Source organism: Amycolatopsis sp. DSM 110486 (assembly GCF_019468465.1).
GTDB lineage: Bacteria > Actinomycetota > Actinomycetes > Mycobacteriales > Pseudonocardiaceae > Amycolatopsis.
On sequence record NZ_CP080519.1, the window covers coordinates 2272930 to 2292820 of the forward strand.

The 19891-nt window shown below is 70.3% G+C and carries 18 protein-coding genes; 9 read left to right on the top strand and 9 right to left on the bottom strand.

Annotated elements, in window-relative coordinates:
* Positions 1-3: 3 nt before the first annotated feature.
* The 4 genes from K1T34_RS10930 to K1T34_RS10945 are packed head-to-tail and all read right to left on the bottom strand — an operon-like array spanning position 4 to position 5441.
* Entirely contained in the window at positions 4-897 is an 894-nt protein-coding gene (locus K1T34_RS10930; RefSeq protein WP_220244158.1) for a hypothetical protein, read from the bottom strand.
* Positions 897-3401, bottom strand: a complete 2505-nt coding sequence (locus tag K1T34_RS10935) for an Hsp70 family protein (protein ID WP_220244159.1) — start codon at positions 3399-3401, stop codon at positions 897-899. The genes K1T34_RS10930 and K1T34_RS10935 overlap by 1 nt, the downstream gene beginning before the upstream one ends.
* Positions 3385-3912: a hypothetical protein gene (locus tag K1T34_RS10940; RefSeq protein WP_220244160.1), complete on the bottom strand. Its 528-nt coding sequence runs from the start codon at positions 3910-3912 to the stop codon at positions 3385-3387. Before K1T34_RS10940 ends, K1T34_RS10935 begins: the two co-directional genes overlap by 17 nt.
* Positions 3909-5441, bottom strand: a complete 1533-nt coding sequence (locus tag K1T34_RS10945) for a hypothetical protein (RefSeq protein WP_220244161.1) — start codon at positions 5439-5441, stop codon at positions 3909-3911. Before K1T34_RS10945 ends, K1T34_RS10940 begins: the two co-directional genes overlap by 4 nt.
* Before the next feature lie 164 nt (positions 5442-5605).
* Here K1T34_RS10945 and K1T34_RS10950 point away from each other — a divergent pair, with 164 nt between their 5' ends.
* Positions 5606-6556 carry a hypothetical protein gene (locus tag K1T34_RS10950; protein ID WP_220244162.1) on the top strand — a complete coding sequence of 317 codons (951 nt, stop codon included), beginning with the start codon at positions 5606-5608 and terminating at the stop codon, positions 6554-6556.
* 6 nt (positions 6557-6562) lie between these two features.
* Here the strand turns inward: K1T34_RS10950 and K1T34_RS10955 are convergent, their stop codons facing one another.
* Positions 6563-7591 (bottom strand): LacI family DNA-binding transcriptional regulator, encoded by a 1029-nt coding sequence (locus K1T34_RS10955; RefSeq protein ID WP_220244163.1) that lies wholly within the window; start codon positions 7589-7591, stop codon positions 6563-6565.
* Between the two features lie 171 nt (positions 7592-7762).
* On the opposite strand from K1T34_RS10955, the gene K1T34_RS10960 reads away from it, so the two are divergent.
* The 6 genes from K1T34_RS10960 (at position 7763) to K1T34_RS10985 (ending at position 14458) form a co-directional block, all read left to right on the top strand.
* A complete protein-coding gene (locus K1T34_RS10960; protein WP_220244164.1) occupies positions 7763-9079 on the top strand; it encodes an ABC transporter substrate-binding protein in 1317 nt (438 codons plus the stop codon).
* Positions 9076-10062: a carbohydrate ABC transporter permease gene (locus K1T34_RS10965; RefSeq protein WP_220244165.1), complete on the top strand. Its 987-nt coding sequence runs from the start codon at positions 9076-9078 to the stop codon at positions 10060-10062. Before K1T34_RS10960 ends, K1T34_RS10965 begins: the two co-directional genes overlap by 4 nt.
* On the top strand, positions 10059-10904 hold the full coding sequence (locus tag K1T34_RS10970) for a carbohydrate ABC transporter permease (RefSeq protein WP_220244166.1): 846 nt from the start codon (positions 10059-10061) through the stop codon (positions 10902-10904). The genes K1T34_RS10965 and K1T34_RS10970 overlap by 4 nt, the downstream gene beginning before the upstream one ends.
* Before the next feature lie 2 nt (positions 10905-10906).
* Positions 10907-12325 (top strand): GH1 family beta-glucosidase, encoded by a 1419-nt coding sequence (locus K1T34_RS10975; RefSeq protein WP_220244167.1) that lies wholly within the window; start codon positions 10907-10909, stop codon positions 12323-12325.
* Between the two features lie 384 nt (positions 12326-12709).
* Positions 12710-14062: a ricin-type beta-trefoil lectin domain protein gene (locus K1T34_RS10980; protein ID WP_255638444.1), complete on the top strand. Its 1353-nt coding sequence runs from the start codon at positions 12710-12712 to the stop codon at positions 14060-14062.
* Positions 14063-14230: 168 nt separating this feature from the next.
* On the top strand, positions 14231-14458 hold the full coding sequence (locus K1T34_RS10985; RefSeq protein WP_220244168.1) for a hypothetical protein: 228 nt from the start codon (positions 14231-14233) through the stop codon (positions 14456-14458).
* Here the strand turns inward: K1T34_RS10985 and K1T34_RS10990 are convergent.
* On the bottom strand, positions 14424-15203 hold the full coding sequence (locus tag K1T34_RS10990; protein WP_220244169.1) for a hypothetical protein: 780 nt from the start codon (positions 15201-15203) through the stop codon (positions 14424-14426). The two genes, K1T34_RS10985 and K1T34_RS10990, sit on opposite strands and share 35 nt — an antisense overlap.
* A gap of 114 nt (positions 15204-15317) precedes the next feature.
* On the opposite strand from K1T34_RS10990, the gene K1T34_RS10995 reads away from it, so the two are divergent.
* Together K1T34_RS10995 and K1T34_RS11000 are read left to right on the top strand one after the other, a co-directional pair.
* Complete coding sequence (locus K1T34_RS10995; RefSeq protein WP_220244170.1) at positions 15318-15845, top strand: molybdenum cofactor biosysynthesis protein; 528 nt, start codon at positions 15318-15320, stop codon at positions 15843-15845.
* Entirely contained in the window at positions 15842-16276 is a 435-nt protein-coding gene (locus tag K1T34_RS11000; protein WP_220244171.1) for a cupin domain-containing protein, read from the top strand. The genes K1T34_RS10995 and K1T34_RS11000 overlap by 4 nt, the downstream gene beginning before the upstream one ends.
* Positions 16277-16289: 13 nt before the next feature.
* Here K1T34_RS11000 and K1T34_RS11005 read toward each other — a convergent pair whose 3' ends face one another.
* The 3 genes from K1T34_RS11005 to K1T34_RS11015 all read right to left on the bottom strand — a co-directional run bounded on the left by K1T34_RS11005 (position 16290) and on the right by K1T34_RS11015 (position 19813).
* Positions 16290-16517 carry a hypothetical protein gene (locus tag K1T34_RS11005; RefSeq protein ID WP_220244172.1) on the bottom strand — a complete coding sequence of 76 codons (228 nt, stop codon included), beginning with the start codon at positions 16515-16517 and terminating at the stop codon, positions 16290-16292.
* A 237-nt stretch (positions 16518-16754) separates the two neighbouring features.
* Entirely contained in the window at positions 16755-18929 is a 2175-nt protein-coding gene (locus K1T34_RS11010; protein ID WP_220244173.1) for a hypothetical protein, read from the bottom strand.
* A complete protein-coding gene (locus tag K1T34_RS11015; protein WP_220244174.1) occupies positions 18926-19813 on the bottom strand; it encodes a 5'-methylthioadenosine/S-adenosylhomocysteine nucleosidase in 888 nt (295 codons plus the stop codon). The genes K1T34_RS11010 and K1T34_RS11015 overlap by 4 nt, the downstream gene beginning before the upstream one ends.
* Positions 19814-19891 lie beyond the last annotated feature (78 nt).

A 19891-nucleotide genomic window follows, 5' to 3' on the forward strand; every position in this document is an offset into this window, starting at 1 on the left:
GAACTACGCCGGAGTCACCTCCAGCGTCACCGTGCGGTTCGCGGCCACGTCCGTGCCCTCGTGCACGGGCGTGGCCTGGTCGGCGCTGGTGATCGCGAACGTCGTGAGCGGCAGGCCGCTCGCCGTCGCCAGCACGCGCGCCGCCGAAGCCGCGCGGGCCAGCGCGGTCGACGAGCCGTCGCTGGCCGGGCCGCCCGGCACGGCGACGCCATGGCCGATCACCGTGACCCGCACGTCCTGTCCCTTGAGGACGGCACCCCAGCGTTCCAGCGCGCGCCGGCCGTCGCCGCTGGGGCTGATCGCGTTGGGGCCGAAGAGCCCCTCGTCGAAGGTGATGGTGACGGCCGAGCCGGTCGTGACCTGCACGCCGTCGCCGCCGAGGTGCGACGCCAGCGCGGTGAGCTTCTGCTGACGGCTCTGCTCCTCCTCGGCCGCTTTCGACTGCGACGCGTGCAACCGGTCCAGCTCGGCCTGCACAGCGGGGCTGGTCGTCGCGAGCGGTGCGGCCGTCGGCGCGGGTTCCGGGGAAGACCACGGCAGCGTCGCCACGATCACCGCCACTCCGGCCACGACCACGACCGCCGCGCCGGCGGCCGCGAGCCGACGGCCGACCGGGCGCTTGCGCAGCCGCCCCGAACGGATCTTCGCGATCAGCCGCCGTCCCGCCAGCGCCGGCTCGGACTCCGGCGCCAGCTCCAGGACCCGGGCCCACGCGGCGTCGGCCTGCTCCAGATCACCGGCCTGGGCGTGGACGCGGGCCAGCAGATCCAAGCGCGCCACGTCGTCGGTGGCGGCGCGCTGCAACAGCTCGGCGGCGGCCGCGTATTCGCCGAGGCGGGCCAGGTCGGCCGCCTCCGCGAGCGTCAGCTCCTCGGAAAGCCCGCTGAACACGGTCATCACGGACGCTCCTGACGCAGGATGCCGCCGTCGGCGCTGCCCTGGATGTCGGGCGGCAGCAGCGCTCGCAGCCGGCGGTTGACGTCCGTCAGCGCCGCCCAGTTGCTCGTGTTGACGGCGTGCTCGCCTTCTCGGATGAGCTCACGGGCGCGCGCCGGCTCGGTCATCCGGTCCTGCGACGCGCGCAGGGCGTTGAAGATCTCCTCATCGAGCGAGCCGTCACGCCGAAGCAGCACCACCTGGAGGTCCGTGGCACGGTCGGACAGGCGTTCGGCGGCCGCGGCGTCGCGGTTGTCGTGCACGGTCTCGTAGCGGCGTTCGATGTCGGCCAGCTCGGTGCGGTCCTCGGCGGAGCCGACGCGCTCGACGAGCTCCCGGCAGTGCGCGATCTGGTCGCGCAGCCGGGCCATCACGTCGGGGATGCGCAGTTCCTCCTCGATGTCGTCGAGCTCCGCCTGGACCTCGCGCATCCGCTGTTCGGCCGCGACCGCCGCGCCCTCGTCGGTCGCGCTCGAGGTGACCTCCTCACGTACCGCCGCGACCGTGCCCCGCTCGTCGAGCCGCATCAGCAGGCCGCGGGCGCGATCCGAGCGCGCCGTCTCGGCCTCGGACCGCAGCTGTTCGTGGCGGGCCTCCAGCTCGTTGAGCTGCCGGCGCAGCGCCGGCGCCTCGGGGACCGCGGTCTTGTTCAGCTCGACGGCGGCCTCGAACTCCGCGTCGAGCAACGGCACGAAAGCGGTGACCGAGACCAGGCGCGACTCGTCCATCGCGAAGGTCACCTGGATCTCGCTGCCGCGCGGCAGGTCGCGGCGCACGTCCTGGGCCTTGATCTCGATCAGCCCGACCTGCTTGTTGCGCTCGCCGCGCCGAAACTCTCCCTCGGCGATGGGGATGCGGATGACCGAGCCGGCCTCCGCGCGGTGCACGCTCGCGGTCGAGAAGAAAACCTGCGTGGTTTCCGCCGGCAGTGGCCGGTTCTTCATCAGCATCGGGGTGAACGTGCCGTCGGCCTCGGTCAGGCCGACGCTGTTGACCACGGTCTGGCCCTGCATCTCGTTCGCCCAGTGGGTGATCGTGAACCCCGGCGGGTTCACCGGCACCCGCGCGCCCACCGGGTCGATCAGCTCGACCTCGAACCGGTTGGAGACCAGGTCCTTGAGCAGCACGTCGAGGGTGAACGTGCCTTCGGGAGACAGCGTGATCTCCGCGCTGCGGTACTGCGGCTGCCGCCGCGAATCGCTCAGGACTACGCGGAAACGGCTCCAGTCGGCGCCACCCGGCGTCTCGAACCGGCCCGAGACCGGAACGGACAGCAGGCTCGTGGTCTTCGGGTAGGACAGCGTCGCGGAGAACTCACCACGCTTCGGCACGACCTTGGCGCGCGGCAACGCCACCGTGCCGGCGTAGATCGCGGCGCCGCGCGCGACGACCGTGCTCGGGTCCTGGCTGTGGTCGAGCTCGATGCCGAGACCGTCGGTCGGATCCGCGAGCAGCTCGCGCAGCCCGGGGGCCAGGGTCGGGCCGCCGACGAGCAGCAGCCGGTCGATGTCCGACGGCCGCAGGTTCGCCTTCGCCAGCGCTTCGCGGCACAGATGCACCGCGCGCAGGTAGAACGGCGACGCGAGCCGATCGACGTCCTCGCGCCGCAGGGTGTACTCGAACAGTTCGAGCACGCCGTCGCCGAGGTCCAGCTCCGCCATGATCTGCGCCTGATCGGTCGACGACAGCGCGATCTTGGCCGACTCCGCGGCCGCGCGCAGGAACGCGAAGTTGCGGATCCAGCGCGGGTTCTCGACGGTGAACTCCTTCAGCCCGAACGCCGTCGCGGCGGCCGGCGCGAGCAGGCTGCTCACGATGGCCGCGTCGATGTTCTTACCGCCGAGGCCGAGGTCGCCCGCGTGGTGGAGCACCGACAGCTCGCCGTCGACCGTGCTGACCACCGCCGAGTCGAACGTGCCGCCGCCGAAGTCGAACACCATCCAGTAGGAGCCGCGGCTCTCGTTCTGGAAGCCGTAGGCGAACGCGGCCGCCGTCGGCTCCTGCACCAGCGGGCACGGCGCCGTGAAGCCGGCGAGCTTCGCCGCCTCGCTCGTCGCCTCCGTCTGGTTGAGCGCGAACGCGGCGGGCACGGTGATCACCGCCGCCGCGGGCGGTTCGCCGAACCGGCGGGCGGCGTCGCCGCGCAGCGACTTGAGCACCTCGGCAGACAGCTCGACCGGCGTCATCGACACCCCGGCGCGCGCGAAGGTGCGCCGGGCGTCGGCGAAGCCCATGGCCTGCTTGAACTCGATCTGGACGTTGTCCGCGTCGCGTTCCCGGCGGCTCTTCGCCGCGGCGCCGACCTGGATCAGGCCGGGCTTGGGCATCCAGACGGCCGAGGGCGTGTAGTCGCCCTGCACGTTGTTCTTGACCACCGAGACCTGGCCGCCGTCCAGCACGGCGAGCGCGCTGTTCGTCGTGCCGAGGTCGATACCGAAATCGATGGTGTCACGGGTGTCCCGCATCAGCTTCCTCCGCCGTAGTGCCGGGGGCGACCGGGCACCCCACGATGACCTGCCCCATCTGGATCCGCCGCCCCGCCAGGTAGACCGAAGGCCGCACCGTCTCCACCACCCGCTCCGACGTGAGGCCCGGTTCGTCCTGGAACACCAGCGGTTCCAGCGCGAGCCCCGAGTCGAACAGGTCCCCGTCGTGGTCCTGGATCAGCACGCCCGCCGCGTCGAGCGCCTCCTGGCTCGCCGACAAGTACCGGCCCGCCTGCTTCGCCACGCGGTCCTGCACGCCGGTGAGCTTCTTGCGCGCCCGCCACAACGCCGTCGCCGCCACAGCCAGGTCCGATTCGGACAGCCGGGGCCCCGCCGGCTTCGCGGCAGAACCCTTCGTGGCCACGAGCAAGGCCGAGACCTGGTCGGCGAGCTCCCGCAGCCGCGCCCGCTCTTCCGCTCCCCACAAGGGTTCCTCGATACGGAACTCCCTGTGGTGCCGGCGCTGGCGCCGGTCTTCGGTGTTCGTCACGCCCTTGTCCTCTCCGTGCGCATGCGTACGGTCCCCACCACGAGCAGCAGCACCGCGGTCACCACCGTGATCCACGCGGGGATCGGCGTGCCGGTCGAATCCACCAGCCACAGCACGAGCCCCGCCACGGCATCGGTCATGAGCAGGCCCGGCAGCCGCCCGCGGCCGACCGACGCGTCCGTGGCCAGCCCGAGCCCCCCGACCAGCCCGGGCACGCCGATGAGGAACACCGGCAGCAACGGCGAGGTCAGCAGCGTCGCGAGCAAGGTGACGCCGAAGGCCACGTGGAGCAGCGCCAGGAACACCCGTGACGCGGAGACGTAGCGCCGTGGCGGTCCGCCGTCCTGCAGCTGTCGCATTTGGACGATCATCCGGCGAGCCTGTTCGCGATCCTCGGAGCGCGGTGCGATCTCGATGATCGTGTTCAGCACGAGGCTCGCGTCGCTGTAGCGGCCGCGCTTGATGTAGCCGGTCACGGTGTTCCACAGGTGCCCGACGTCGACGGGGGCGTTGACCCGGCCGGCGCCGAGCGCGCCCTGCTGGTTGCGCTTGACGGTGGCGAGCGTGTCCGGGTCCGTGCTGTATCGCGTCGCGAGGGCGAAGACGTCCTTCGTCAGCGCGTGGTGCGCGCCGGCGGAATCGGCGAGCGCGACGCCGATGTTGTTCAGCGAGACCGCCGCCATTTCAGTGACGCTCGCCGTGCGCCGGAAGTCCGTGCGCGGCACCAGATCTTCGAGCCGGTCGAGCGGCACGGGGAGCTCCGCGAGCGCGCGCTCGGCCGCCGTGCGCGCCTTGCCCTGGTCCAGCAGCGTGCGCAGCTCCTTCAGCAGGCTCTCCACGCGCAGGTAGGTGGGTTCGGCCGCTTCGCTGCGGGCGTCGGCCACGGTGTGCTTGTCGCCGCCGAAGAGCGGCAGGTACCGCACGAGCCGGTGGGGTTCGCTCGACTCGGCCGTGAGCGCCACGAGCGGGGCGACGAGCGCGTCCGGCAGAGCGCCGCGAATACCGTCCACAGTGGACTCGTCGAGCCGACGGTCGCCGAGGCTCTCCACGCGGTGGGCGAGGTGCCCCCAGAAGGCCTCACTGCTGAGCGTGACGGCCCAGCTGCGCGCGGCCTCGTCCCACAGCGGCGCCGGGTGGTCCTCGGTGTGTTCGGTTTCGGCCTCGAGCGCGGCCGAGTGCGCCGCGACGGCGAGGTCGTGCTTGTCGTGCAGCTGCGGCGGGCACCCGCAGTCCTCGGGAGTGCCCCAGGTCCAGAACAGCTCGTCGACGAACCGGTGCTCGGTGTTGCCGAGCGCGTCGAACGCAGCGCGGATCTCCTCCGGCGTCGGATCGGCCGGCACCCCGGGCGGCCGCGCGCCGCCGACGTCGAGCACGCCGAGCACCCGCAGCCGCTGCTCGCGCACGGTCCGCCGCGACGCCGTCGCGTTGAGCCCCGTGATCCGGAACGGGTTGCGCCGGTACAGCTGCGGCGTCGCGATCGCCCGCAACCGCCCGGCCGCGGCTCGCCCGCGGCTCTCGTTCGCACCCATGGCGCAGAAGTTAGGCCGAGGTCGCCGGGAGGGGTCCCGATCGTCCTCTTGCTGCCACGCCGTGGACGTGACCCAGGTCACCGGAAGCCGGTGGAACCTGACGGCGCCCAACGCGTAATACCCCGCATGAGCACCAGAAAGAGCCGGGCCGGTCGCCGCTGGGGGTGGCCGCTGGTCCTGGCGGTGGTCGTCGTCGCCGGAGTCGCGGAGACTCCGGCGACGGCGTCCCCGAACCGACTCCCCTCGCGAAGTACCGCGAGCTCTCGCGCCAGGCCGAGAAGCTCAGCCAGGACCTGCTGGGCGCGCAGGCGGACCTCGACCGGAAGCAGTCCGACCTCGACCGCGCCGGTCAGGACATCACGGCGGCGAAGAACGCCGGCGCCACGGCGGCCGCGGACAAGGCGCGCCGCCAGGTGGATGTGGACCGGTGCTCTGTTGTCTGCCTCGGCTCCGCCGAGGCGTGCGAGATCGCTTCAAGCCGGCTTCTTCCCTCCCGATTTTCGCGCGGCCCAGGGGCCGCGCGAAATCGCTCAGTCCAGAAGCCCGAAACCGGCGGCGAACGCGTGCGCAGCGAAGTCTGGCAGCCGCAGACGTGGACGGACGTCTGGCAGCGGCGCAGCCAGGTCGGCTCCGGCGCGCCGACGACGGGCAGCGGGAAGCGCTTGTCGTTCAACGCCTCCACGTCGGTGGACCCGTGCACGCTCGCGCCGGGCTGGACCAACCCGACACCGGAGTTCCTCGCGCGCGCCCCGCGCGACCCGGCCGTGATCAAGGCACAGCTGGCGGCCGCCGTGCCGCACTCGGACGCACGAGTGGAACAGCCGGCGGGCACCTACGCCGAGCTCGTGATCCTGCGCGGCGCCGCTCGCGCCAACGGCCTGCCCGCCGACCTTTCCCGTGCCCTGCAACGCACGGCCGCCCTCCTCGCGCCCGCGTCGCCGGCTCACAACCTCGACGGCGTGCCCGGCACCGCGTACACGCTGAAAGGCACGAACGGCGTCCAGCTCGTCGTGCTCGCCGACGCGGACGGCACGTACCTCGGCAGCCCCACGGAGTCGGTCACCCGCGGCGCCGCGGCGGAACTCGGTGGACCGGCGGTGAAACTCTTTCCCTGACGGATTTCAGCTCGACTCGCGGACGGTGAGCGACACCGGCAGGATCTGCTGCCGCGGCTGGGGTTCCTTCCCGTCGAGCAGGTTCATCAGCGTCTCCACCATCGCGTGCACCTGCTCGCGCGGGTCCTGGTGCACGGAGGTCAGCGGCGGGGTCATCTCGGGCGCCAGCGTGGCATTGTCGTCGAAGCTGACCACGGCGACCTCGTCCGGAATGGACCTTCCAGCCGACGAAAGCGTGCGCAGGGCACCGACGGCCATCATGTCGCTGGCCACGAACACGGCGTCGAGGTCGGGCACGCGATCGAGCAACGAAGCCATGGCGCGGGCGCCGCCGGCGAGGGTGAAGTCGGCTTCCTCCGCGAGATCCGCCGGGTCGAGGCCGGCGTCGACGAGGGTTTTGCGCCAGCCCGCGAGGCGGTCGATGGGCGCGCCCTGGTCCTGGGGCCCGGCGATGGTCGCGATGCGGCGGCGGCCGGCCGACACGAGGTGCTGCACGGCGAGCCGCGCGCCGCCCTCGTTGTCGAAGTCGACCACGTGCACGCCGCGGCGCAGGTCGGCCGCCTGACCACCGAAGACGACGGGCACGCGCAGCAGCCGCAACGCCCGGGGCAGCGGATCGGCGCGGTGCGGCGCGAAGACGAGCACCCCGTCGACGTGCCCGCCTTCGAGGAAGCGCACCGTGCGCGTGAGGTCTTCGCGGGTGTCGCTGAAGATCAGCACCATCTGGCAGCCGACGTCGGCCAGCTCGCGATAGCCGGCGCGCATCACGGCCGTGCGGTACGGGTCGTCGAGCAGCCGCGCCTCGGGTTCGGACAGCACCAGGGCGATCGCGCCCGTCCGCCGCGTGACCAGCGACCGCGCGGCCTGGTTCGGCGAGTAGCCGATTTCGCGCGCCGCCGCGAGCACCTTTTCGCGTGACCGCGCGCTGACGTAGGTGTCGTCGTTCAACGCCCGCGAAGCGGTGGAGCGCGACACACCGGCGAACGCCGCGACGTCTTCCAGCGTCGGGCGCTCGTCCTCGGACCGAGGCGCCACTGCACCACCCCTCCACTCGTGATCGTCGGACAGCTTAGCCGCACGATTCAGGGAGCGCTCCCGGAAGGGCACGCTCCGATAACCACCCTTGACATGGAACTCCAGCGGACCCAGACTCGTCAACCGTCTGGGAGCGCTCCCAGACACTGAACCTTCAAGGGGTTGACGACGGTGACAACGTTCCGGAAGGGCCTGGCACTCACGCTGGGCATCACGATGACGGCGCTAGCCGTGGCGGCGTGCGGTGGCGGCGGTGGCAGCAGCAGCAGCAGCGACATCCCGGCGGCGGCCGGGCCGGACGAGCACGTGGAGCTCACGCTGGCCACGTTCACGGAGTTCGGCTACGAAGCGCTGATCCCGGAGTACGAGCGGCTGCACCCGAACATCAAGATCACCCACCGCAAGACGGGCCAGGGTGGCCCGTACGCGCAGGACATGATGACCAAGCTCGCGGCGGGCGCCGGCCTCGCCGACGTGCAGGCCGTGGAGGAGGGCCACCTCTCCGACATCCTCAGCAAATCGTCGAAGTTCTACGACCTCACGCAGATCGGCCCGGCCGACGCGAGCCCGGACCGCTGGCTGTCGTGGAAGTACGACGCCGGCAAGGACAAGAACGGCAAGCTCATCGGCTACGGCACGGACATCGGGCCCGACGCGATGTGCTACCGCAAGGACCTGCTCCAGCAGGCCGGCCTGCCGACGGACGACGCGTCCGTGAAGACCATGTTCGCCACCTGGGACAGCTACTTCGCCGCGGGCGCGCAGTACGCCCAGCGAACCGGCGGCAAGGCGTGGTTCGACTCGGCCGCCCAGAACTTCAACGCGATGGTCAACCAGCTGCCCGTCGGTTACCTCGACAAGGACGACAAGCTCACCGTCGAGTCCAACCAGGGCATCAAGGACGCGTGGGCGAAGGTGACCGACGCCGTCGGGAAGGGCGAGTCGGCGAAGCTCACCGCGTTCAGCAACGAGTGGAACTCCGGTTTCCGCCAGAGCGCGTTCGCCACGAAGGTCTGTCCCGCCTGGATGCTCGGCGTGGTCAAGGAGCAGGCCGGGCCGGAGAACGCGGGCAAGTGGGCGGTCACCGACGCGTTCCCCGGCGGTGGCGGCAACTGGGGCGGCTCGTACCTGACCGTGCCGACGCAGAGCAAGCACCCGCGTGAGGCCGCGGCGCTGGCCGCGTGGCTGACGGCGCCGGAGCAGCAGCTCAAGGCGTTCCAGGCGAAGGGCACGTTCCCGAGCCAGGTCAAGGCACTGGAGAGCCCCGAGCTGCTGAACCAGACCGACGCGTACTTCGGCGGCGCGAAGATCGGCGAGCTGTTCGTGGCGCAGGCCAAGAAGGTCGCGAAGCCGCAGTACAAGGGCCCGAACGACGGCCAGATCCAGGAGAACGTGACGGCTCCCGCGTTGCAGGCCGTGGAGCAGGGCAAGTCGCCCGCCGACGGCTGGCAGCAGCTCGTCGACGGCGCGAAGAAGCTCGCACGGTGACGAGCACCGTCAGGCGCGAAGGCACGCAGGCCGGGGTGCGGCGTCCCGCACCCCGGCCGGGGCTGCGCGACCGGCTGTCCAGGTGGGACGTGAAGGCGTCGCCTTACCTTTACGTGGCGCCGTTCTTCGTCGTCTTCGGCATCGTGGGGCTGTTCCCGCTGCTCTACACCGCGTACGTGTCGCTGTTCCACTGGGACGCCGGCGACGACAACCCCGATTTCATCGGCCTCGACAACTTCAAGGAGCTCTTCGCCGACGCGCAGTTCTGGCACTCGCTGGAGAACACCGTGAGCATCTTCCTGCTCTCCAGCGTGCCGCAGCTGATCATCGCCGTGCTACTGGCCGCGTTGCTCTCCACGCGGCTGCGCGGCGCTACCGGCTGGCGCGTCGGGATCCTGCTGCCGTACGCGGCGAGCCTGGTGGCGCTCGGGATCATCTTCGCGAACCTGTTCGGCCCCAAATACGGCCTCGTGAACGGTCTCCTGCAGACCATCGGACTGTCCCCTGTGGACTGGCAGGCCAACCGGTTCGCGAGCCACGTGGCCATCGCCATCATGGTCAACTGGCGCTGGACCGGTTACAACGCGCTGATCGTGCTGGCCGCGATGCAGGCCATCCCGAAGGAGCTGCACGAGGCGGCGCTGATCGACGGCGCGGGCACCGTGCGGCGGTTCCGGCACGTCACGCTGCCGCTGCTGAAGCCGACGCTGATCTTCGTCACCATCACCTCGACGATCGGCGGGCTGCAGATCTTCACCGAGCCCAAGCTGTTCGACGCCATGCCCGGCTCGAACAACGGCGGCTCCACCCACCAGTTCCAGACGGTGACGCTGTACCTGTACCAGACGGCGTTCGAGAACTTCGACCTCGGCTACGCGTCGGCGATCGCCTGGGTGCTGTTCCTGATCATCGTCCTCATCGCGGGCCTGAACTACCTGCTCACCGGCCGGATCGCCCGAACCCCGAAGCGGAGGGGCGCATGACCACGCTGACCACGCGGGTGAGCCGGCTGGGCAAACCGCGCAAGGCCACCTACTGGGTGCTGGCCGTGTTCGTGCTCGGCTCGCTGTTCCCGTTCTACTGGTCGTTCCTCGTCGCCAGCCGCGACAACGGGATGCTCACCGAACGCGTGCCGCCGCTACTGCCGGGCGGCAACTTCTTCGCCAACGCGGCGCGGGTGTTCGACACCGTGCCGTTCTGGAAGGCGCTGGCCAACAGCGTGATCGTGTCGGGCACGGTCACGCTCACCACAGTGCTGTTCTCCTCGCTCGCCGGGTTCGCCTTCGCCAAGCTGCGCTTCCGCGGCCGCAACGCGCTGTTCGTGTTCATCGTGGTGACGCTCGCGGTGCCCACGCAGCTGGGCATCATCCCGCTGTTCATCGCGATGTCGAAGCTCGGCTGGGCCGGCGGGCTGCAGGCGGTGATCGTGCCGAACCTGGTGACCGCGTTCGGCGTCTTCTGGATGCGCCAGTACACAGTGGACGCCGTGCCGTACGAGCTCATCGAGGCCGCGCGCGTGGACGGCTGCAGCATGATCCGGATCTTCTGGAACGTGTGCCTCCCGGCCGTACGCCCGGCGGCGGCGATCCTCGCGATGTTCACGTTCATGATGTCCTGGAACGACTTCCTGTGGCCACTGGTCGTGCTCGACGTCGGCAACCCGACCGTGCAGGTGGCGCTGGAGAAGCTGCAGAGCGGCTACTACGTGGACTACTCGCTCGTGCTCGCCGGCACCACGCTCGCGACGATCCCGATCCTCATCGTCTTCCTCCTGCTCGGCCGCCAGATCGTGGCCGGGATCATGCAAGGTGCCGTGAAAGGGTGACCATGCCCCCACAACCCCTGTCCGCCGAAACCCTGTCCGCGTCCGCGCAGACGGGCCTCGCGTTCCCGCCGAGGTTCGTCTGGGGCGCTGCCACGGCGGCGTTCCAGGTCGAGGGTTCGACCACTGTGGACGGCCGCGAACCGTCCGTCTGGGACACCTTCGCCACCCGGCCGGGCGCGATCCGCGGCGGCGACACGGGCGAGCCGGCGGCCGACCACTACCGGCGCGCCGGCGAGGACGTGGAGCTGATGCGCTCGCTGGGCCTCGGCGCGTACCGGTTCTCCCTGGCGTGGCCGCGGATCCGGCCCGGCGGCGTGCCGAACGTGCGGGGTATCGCCTTCTACGACCGGCTGGTCGACTCGCTGCTGGCGGCGGGGATCCAGCCGTGGGCGACGCTGTACCACTGGGACCTGCCACAGCGGCTGGAAGACCTCGGCGGCTGGACCTCGCGCGACACGGCCTACCGCTTCGCCGAGTACGCGGAGACGATCGTGAGCGTGCTCGGCGACCGCGTGGCGAGCTGGTCGACGCTCAACGAACCGTGGTGCGCGGCAATGCTCGGGTACGCGAAGGGGATCCACGCGCCGGGCCGTGTCTCGGCCACCGCCGCGGCCGCCGCGACCCACCACCTGCTGCTCGGCCACGGACTCGCGATGGACGTGCTGCGCCGCGACGCCCCGCGCGTGCCCGCCGGGATCACGCTCAACCTGTATCCGGTCACGGCGGACTCGGACTCGCCCGAGGACGCCGAAGCCGCACGGCGCGTCGACGGGCAGCAGAACCGGCTGTTCCTCGACCCCGTGCTGCGCGGCGGTTACCCGGCCGACGTGGTGGCGGACCTCGCGCCGTTCGGGTTCGCCGACGTGGTGCGCGACGGCGACGAGGCCGTGATCGCCGCACCGGTCGACTGGCTCGGCGTGAACTACTACCGCGGCTACCGCGTCGCGGGCTCTCCTCGGCGCGGCAGCTCACCCGCCGGCCAGGAATGGCTCGGCGCGGCAGACGTGCACTTCGTCCCTGACCCGACCGCGCCGCTCACGGACTCGGGCTGGGAGGTGCAGCCGGCCGGGCTCACCACGTCGCTACTGCAGGTGCACCGCGACTACCGGCCGGTGCCGCTCTACGTGACGGAGAACGGCGCCTCCTATCCGGACGTGCTGCACGACGGCGAGATCGCCGACTCCGATCGCGTCGCATTCCTCGAAGCGCACCTGCGCGCGGCGCACGACGCGCTGGCCCAGGGCGTGGACCTGCGCGGCTACTTCTACTGGTCGCTGCTGGACAACTTCGAGTGGGCCGAGGGGTACGCCAAGCGCTTCGGCCTGGTTCACGTGGACTACGCGACACAACGGCGGACGCCGAAGCGAAGCGCGCAGTGGTACTCGGAAGTGATCGCGCGCGGCGCCGTGGGCGTGAATTAACCCGGATTTCGCCGGCCGGAATGCGTTTCACCCGGAAAGCGCAAAGCTTCATTCACCGGAACAACCAAAGAGACCAATGCGACAAACAGGACGCCCGGTGTTCACCCTTGTGGACACCGGGCGCACCACTGGCCCGGTCTGGTCTGAACCTGTCGGACAGGATGTGGCCATGACCTGCTGTGATCGCTCCGCAACCCGTTGCCAAGGACTGGGACGACCGGTATAACTTTCTTCACAACACGCACGAAGTGGCTGGCAATTCGGTCCCCCACCGTTTCTCCGGAATTGCCCGCCCGTACTCGGTCCTGCCGTTTCCCGAAAATTCGGCCGGCCGCGGGTAATCGTGCGCGCAATTCTCCCTCCCCGTCCCCTGGAGTTCACGGAATGCGCATTTCGAAACTCAGAACGCTCGCTGCCGCGGCTCTGCCCGTGCTGGCCGGCGTCGCCATGGCCACCGTCAGCCCCGCCGTGAGCGAGGCCGCCCCGGCCGCGGGCGCCGCTTTCCCCGCCCACTACTCGGCCCCGTACCTGCAGGTCAGCGACGGCGACATCGGTCAGATGGCCGCCGACATGAACGCGACCGGCACGAAGTTCTACACCCTGGCGTTCCTCACACCCTCCTCCGGCTGCAACCAGCTGTGGGAAGCCAATGGCACGGGTGTCGGCTCGTTCAAGTCGCAGATCAGCTCGCTGCAGGCCGCGGGCGGCAACGTGATCCCGTCGTTCGGCGGCGCCGCCGGCGGTGAGATCGCGCAGACCTGCACCAACACCTCGAGCCTCACGGCGGCCTACGCCAACGTGGTCAACACGTACGGCACGCCCCGCCTGGACTTCGACATCGAAGAAGACACCATCAAGGACACCGCGGCCAACGCGCGCCGCAACTCCGCGCTCGCGGCGCTGCAGCAGCAGAACCCGAGTGTGCAGGTGGACTACACCCTCGCCGTCGACCCGAGCGGCCTCGGCTCCACGCAGATGGACATCCTGCGCGACGCCAAGAACAAGGGCCTCAACGTCAGCGTCGTGAACCTGATGGTGATGGACTTCTACGACGGCCAGCCGGTGCTCGGTGACGCGCTCGCGTCGGCGCGCACGGCCGCGGGCCAGCTCGCGAGCCTCTACGGCATCTCGACGTCGGCGGCCTACGCCAAGATGGGCCTCACGCCGATCGCCGGGCGCAACGACGACGGCGCGCAGTTCAGCCAGTCGGACGCGCAGCAGCTGGAGACGTTCGCGGCGCAGAACGGCGTGCAGGAGCTGTCGTTCTGGGAGCTTCAGGACTACGACCGGGCCACCGGCTACGCGTACTCGCGGATCTTCAACGCCATCACCGGCGGTGGCGGCACCACCCCGCCGCCGACCGGCGGCAAGCAGATCACGGGTTACGGCGGCAAGTGCGTGGACGTTGCCGGCGCCAACTCCGCCAACAACACGAAGATCGACATCTACACGTGCAACGGCACCGCTGCGCAGCAGTGGACCTCCACCAGCGGGACGCTGCAGGCGCTGGGCAAATGCATGGACGTCGCCGCGGCCGGCACCACCAACGGCACCAAGGTGGGGCTCTACGACTGCAACGGCACGGCCGCGCAGCAGTGGACGCACAACTCGTCCAACGAGCTGGTGAACACCGGCTCCGGCAAGTGCCTCGACGCGACCGGGCCCAGCTCGGCCGATGGCACGCAGCTGCAGATCTGGTCGTGCACGGGAGCCGCGAACCAGTTGTGGTCCTTCTGAGTCGGTAATTTTCCTCCGGGTTCACCAAGGCCGGTGGGGAGCGATTTCCTTGCTCCCCACCGGTTTTTCTTGTTCTGAAGAACTTCTCGCGGTTTGCCGTCATGGCTCGCGGGGCCGGTCGTCGAATCCACGTCGGGGCCAGCCCACGAGCAGAAGCGAGGCAAAGCGATGACCGTTCAGTGCCGCGACGCGGTGGAAGAGGTCGGCGTCTGGTTGACCGGCGAGTTTTCGGGACGGGTATCCGCCACGACGGTGGCGGACGTGGTGCGCGCGACGCGGCGGGACCTCGAAGGCCGCATCGCGACGGAGGAGCTCGGCGAGATGCTGCACCGCATGGCTCGCGCGCGGCTGCAGCGGATGCTCACTGCGGGCGACGGGATCCCGCGTTCCCGCTGACGCGTTTCTTCTTCAGGTCCGGGGTCGGGGTTCCGCCGAAGAGGTCCCGCAGGCGGTTGTGGCGCGCGGTGTAGCGGGCGCCGAACCGCCGGCGCGACCGGTCGAGCTTGCGCCCGGCGTAGCGGCGCCGGGCCCACGCCGAGTCGGGTTTCGCCAGCCGCAGCGCGCCGACCAGGGCGATCAGCGGCACGACAACCCCCAGCACGCCCGTGGCGAGCTTGCCCTTGAGCAGGCAGACCAGTGCCGTGACCAGGTGCACGGCGATGCCCAGCAGGTATGACCACATCGCCGACTCCCCGCGCGACTCGCCGATCGGCGACGCTTCGAGCAGCAGCAGGATGCCCAACGATCCGCCGATGAGCACGGCGTCGATGGACTTGCGGCCGTTTTCGGCCCAGTACACGTCGTCGAGGTAGAACCAGAGCGCGAACTCGTCGAGCACGAGCGCGGCGCCCACCCCGAACAGCGCGGCCAGGATCTCGCCCCACGGCGCGTCTGGCGAGAACCGGAATTCAAGCGCGCCGACGACCAGCACCAGCAGGATGCCCCACACCTGGTGGTGCACGTGGACGCCGCCGATGTGAATATCGTGGATCAGGCCGGTTTTACCTTGGGGTTTGCGCTGCTTCGCGCGGATGCGGCGCGTGATGCCGCGCACGACCACGAACGTGACGAGGAACCCGACCACCGCCCACATCGCGGCGGCGCGTCCGGTGTCGACGAAGACGCGGTCGTACCAGCTCACGGCAGTCTCCCCCGTGTTTGGTGGCGGAAGACGCTACCACCGTTTGATCCTGGTTGTCCTTTTCCCGGATGCGCTCGGAGGGCGTGTGATCCTGGCGCGGGTAGGGTCGGGATCGTGGACGGCACGCCGGTGGAGATCGTTTCGCTGCTCGTGTCACCGGTGCACGCGTTCGAGGGCCGCCCGTCCGACGGTCCGCGGCCGGATCCCGGGCCGGTGTCGCGCTCGTGCGTCGAAGTGCGCGCGGGCTTGGGTTTGGTCGGCGACCGCTACTTCAACCACGCCGCGCACCGCGACGCCGCCGTGACGGTGTTCGATGTCGCGGCGCTCGACGCGTTCGGCCCGGTGGACCCTCTGCTGACCCGCCGCAACATCGTCTTGCGCGGCTTCCGCGTCGACGACCTCGCCGCCACGCGCTCACATCCGGGAGCCGTGTTCACCCTGGACAGCGGTGACGGCCCCGTGCGTTTCCAGGCCCGCCGCCCGGCGAACCCGTGCGCCTGGATGGACGTCTCCGTCGCCCCCGGCGCCTTCCGCGGCCTGCGCGGCCGCGGCGGCGTGCGCTGCGTCCCCCTCGACGACGGCGTGCTGCGGGTGGGGCCGGCTCGCCTTACGGTGGTGGAATCAACCGTGGAGGCCCGATGACCGACCAGTGGCACCAGCCGTTGCGCCACATCCGCGGCGGCTCGTTGACCGGGGACACCAACCAGACCACCGGGATGCGCCGGCTCGAGGCCATCTCGGGCAAAACGGTGGGCTCGCAGAAGGTCTGGATGGGCGAAACGCACGTCACACCCCACACCAACTCCGGCGACCACCACCACGGCGCGGCCGAGACCGCCATCTACGTGCAGTCGGGCCACCCGGTGTTCGTCTTCGCGGACGGCGCTTCGGAGATCCGCCTGGAGACCTCGCCGGGCGACTACGTGTTCGTGCCCCCGTACGTGCCGCACCGCGAAGAGAACCCCACGGGCGAGGACGCCGTGGTGATCATCGCGCGCAGCAGCCAGGAGGGGATCGTGGTGAACCTGGCCAGTTTGTGGGCCGAGGTGGAGATCCCTTCGGATCAGGGCTGATCCTCCGCCGAGGTCAGGACCCCGGCAGCACCCGGCTGCTCAACGGCACCGCCTGGCGCTCCGGCGGCCACCACACCTGCGCGGGCGGGGGCGGCACGTCGTCCTCGGCCAGTTCGAGGGCGTCCAGGCCACGCTGCCACCGGCTCCAGTGCGCGGCGCACAGCCCGCGCCACAGCGAGTCCTCCGAGCACTCCTGCCGTCGGCACGGCTGCACCTGCTGCCCGCTATCCACCACGTTCACTTCTCCAACCCGCGCCTCGGCTCCCGACGCTCCCCAGCTTGCCTCGGAAACGATCGGATCACCCCGTGTGCGCGCCAACACAACCCTTGTGCAGCAACGACAACGAAGGACTCCAGCGTACTCCCGCCCTCTCACCGCCCGGGCCGGGGCGTGCAGCACTCGTTCAGCGGTTGACGGCGCCGTCGGCCGAGGCCCGGGGGCGGCCCGAAGACCGCCCCCGGGTTTCCCTCCCCCGGGTCACCGTGGCTCGGGGACCTCCGGTCCCGCCTCCGGGCCGTCTTCACCGAAGGGGTCCCGCAACCCGTCGCCGAGCAACCTCGGTCCGCCGGCGCGGCGCCAGTCCTCGGACCGCCGCCGGCGACGTTCCTGCTCGCGGGCGATCCAGTCCCGGCCCTCGGCGGCGACGGCTTCGAGCACGTGCAGCGCACCGACGATGCCGGACGCCTCGAGCGCCAGGGAATTGAGCCGGGCCTCGTCCTCTTGCTCGGTCACGTCGATCTGCCGGCGGTAGGTCTCGACGACCACCGAGATGTCGTCCCCGTCGAGCAGGCGCAGCCGGAACGCCCGTTTGCGCAGGGTGTGCTTGTCCAGATGCCCGGCGGTGTCGTCGGACCGCACGATGTAGCGCTTGTTGTCGGCGTAGCGCACGCCCACCTCGGACACCCGCGCGGACGCCAGGGCGTCGTACCGGAAGGAAGTCCGCCGCTCGTCGTGGGTGTTCGCGTTCAGGAAGTCGAGATCCACCTCGATCTCCCGTACCCCGCTGCGCGTCAGGAGGAAGACCAGGACCACATACTTGGAGTACCGCATCGGCCCACCGACTTCCCGGGCGCGGAGCGCCGACGGATCGCCTTCCGTGAGAACCACGTGAGCGACCACATCACGGTTCGCGAGCGAAGCCCGGCGCAGAGCCGAGGTCTTGAGGTGGGACTTGTCGAGGTCCAGCCACACAGCCATCTCCGCGTCCGACGGCCGATCGGCGAGCACTGCCAGCCAAGCGTCGTAGCCCTGCTGCTCCTCGGCGAACAACCGCCGGCCGGCCGCTTCCTGCTCCGTGTGCAACTGCCGTGCGGCATAGACCTGAACGACCGGACGCCACACGAGGAAGGCGCCGACCGCGGCGAAGACCGCGGCTCCGACGTAACCGGCCTGCGAGCTCGCCATTCCCACGAATCCGGCGACCGCCGCCGCGACACCCACGCGGAACAACACGATCGTTTGTGAGGACGGCAGTAAGCCGGCGCGATAGCCGAACCTCGTGCCGGTCAGCCAGCCGTCCGCGACGCGTTTCGCGTGCCACCGGATCAGCCAGTTCACCATGGGAGCCTTGAGCTGGGCGTTTCCGTAGAGGGTGACGAACCGCCACTTGAGGTACTCGCGAACCCCTTCGGTCGCCGCCTGCCACTGACCTTCGACGTGCGGCCGGGCTTCGGAGAACCGCGCGTCCACCTGCTCGTGGATCTGCCGGACGAAGTCGGTCGAGACCCAGTGCCCCGGTGACACCATCGCCTGTCGCTGCAACGTGTATCCGTGCTCGGCGTCCAGCCACGCCAGCTTCCTGGCACGGAACTCCCGGTCGAGCCCGAATCGCAGGGCACCGTAGACGCCGGCACCGAACACGACCAGCGCGACCAACCCCAGCGCCGTGTTCCCCGAACCGATCGAAGACAGCGCCACGATCACCGCGATCACGAACGCCGCGACACCCAGCCAGATCCGGGCCCACGTAGCCGTGGGAACGTTCACGGGCTGCACGCCGAGGAGCCTCGGCTTCGCCGGGACGGGCTCGAAGAATTTCCACGCGCGTCTCGCTCGGCCGCCGCCCACTCGGGCCTCGGCCACGCGCTGGGCTTCGACCACGTCGAGGTGGTCCTGGATCGCGCCGCCGAGCATCATGTCGAGGTGCCGGGTGATCTCGATCTGGCGGCCGACGGACAGGGCGTTGAAGTTGTCGATGGCCTTCGTCAGCGCGGTCTGGTCGAGCGCCTCCCCGCTTTCCTGCCGCCACACGCACGAGAGCAGATCGGCCACCACGGCGAGCGCGGCCCGCCACTCGTCGTCCGGAAACCGCGCTGCTGTGCGGTTCGCATCGCGGTACCGCGAGTACATTTCGTCGCCCATCTCGTTCAGCGAGCGCTCGCTGAAGACGGAGAGCGCGTAGTAGTACGCGGTCTGCGTGCTGGCGTGTCCGTTTCGCAGGAGGTCGGCGAAGATCGATTCGGCAGCACGCGCCGTACCACCCCGCAGGTGGTTGAGAGCGACCGCGAACTTCCTTTCGGGCGGGTCTTCCTGGTTGACGTAGTACGTTCCGTTGTTGTGGAACGTGGTTTCCCCGAAGTTGACGCCGATCTGCTGGTCCACGTGCGCGTTGTCCTGCGCAACCGGACCTGATTGGCCGGGAGGGAAGTTCACCACTGCCCTCCGCCGAAGTTCGTGGTGCCGTGGTTGATCCCGATCTGCTGGCCGACGCGAGCGTTGTCTCGCGCGATCATCGTCGGGCTGGGACTCGGCGGCACCGCCGGCTCCTCCTTCGCGCGGCCCTCACCGTCCCGACCATCGTCGAGGGCGGCGGCCAGTGCGACGGCGAAGGCGGCAGCGTTGCGGGAAGCCGGCCCCTGCCAGCCTTCCCGGTCGGTGAGTTCCTTTTCGCCTCCGGCGTGGTCGCTGATGCCGCGGATCGTGACGGCCGGGATGTTCTCGTTGAGGTGACCGGCCAGGGCCAGGCCCGCGCTCTCCATCTCCACGGCCACGGCGTCGTTGTAGTTCTTGCGCAACAGTTCCGCGACGTCGGAGAGCCTGGAGTCGAGCACCACGTCGCCGGCCGCGATCGGTCCCAAGTGGACACGCGGGGTGTTGCCCTGGCTCTCCGCCGACAGAGAACGGCTCCATGTGCCGTCGCGCTTGAGGGAGCGCGCGATCTGGTCGGCGCGGTGGGACAGCTCCCAGGCCCGTGGCCGGCTCAGCAACCCTTCGTCGACACTGCGGCCGCCCTGGTAGGCATAAACCTTGTCCGCCACGATCACGTCGCCGAGCTGGAGCCATTCGCGGAGGCTGCCGGCGACACCGACGAAGAGGATCGCCGCCGGGGAGAACTCCGCGACGGCGCGTTCCGCGAGCGCGGCGGCCGTGATGTTGCCCATGCCCGTGACCGCGAGGGCCACGGTGCACCCCGGCCAGTCGTCGAGCGTGCCGACGTCGAACAGCGTGCCGGCCCGGTGGCTGCGCTGCTCCACACCGGTCATCCGGGCACGGACCGCGCCGTGCTCGATGTCCAGCGCGGTGAGGATGACGATCATGGGGTCGCTCCGATTCGTTCCGTCATGGCGTTTCCTCCCGGGCAGCACGGGGTGACCGGCGGCCCGGTCGGACGGGGT

What these genes read in the sequence shown, in the direction of transcription:
- K1T34_RS10970 (WP_220244166.1), top strand. Translation starts at nt 10,059, where the DNA reads ATGACCACGCTGACCACGCGGGTGAGCCGGCTGGGCAAACCGCGCAAG.
- K1T34_RS10975 (WP_220244167.1), top strand. Translation starts at nt 10,907, where the DNA reads ATGCCCCCACAACCCCTGTCCGCCGAAACCCTGTCCGCGTCCGCGCAG.
- K1T34_RS10980 (WP_255638444.1), top strand. Translation starts at nt 12,710, where the DNA reads ATGCGCATTTCGAAACTCAGAACGCTCGCTGCCGCGGCTCTGCCCGTG.
- K1T34_RS11000 (WP_220244171.1), top strand. Translation starts at nt 15,842, where the DNA reads ATGACCGACCAGTGGCACCAGCCGTTGCGCCACATCCGCGGCGGCTCG.
- K1T34_RS10985 (WP_220244168.1), top strand. Translation starts at nt 14,231, where the DNA reads ATGACCGTTCAGTGCCGCGACGCGGTGGAAGAGGTCGGCGTCTGGTTG.
- K1T34_RS11015 (WP_220244174.1), bottom strand. Translation starts at nt 19,813, where the DNA reads ATGATCGTCATCCTCACCGCGCTGGACATCGAGCACGGCGCGGTCCGT.
- K1T34_RS10935 (WP_220244159.1), bottom strand. Translation starts at nt 3,401, where the DNA reads ATGCGGGACACCCGTGACACCATCGATTTCGGTATCGACCTCGGCACG.
- K1T34_RS10930 (WP_220244158.1), bottom strand. Translation starts at nt 897, where the DNA reads ATGACCGTGTTCAGCGGGCTTTCCGAGGAGCTGACGCTCGCGGAGGCG.
- K1T34_RS10945 (WP_220244161.1), bottom strand. Translation starts at nt 5,441, where the DNA reads ATGGGTGCGAACGAGAGCCGCGGGCGAGCCGCGGCCGGGCGGTTGCGG.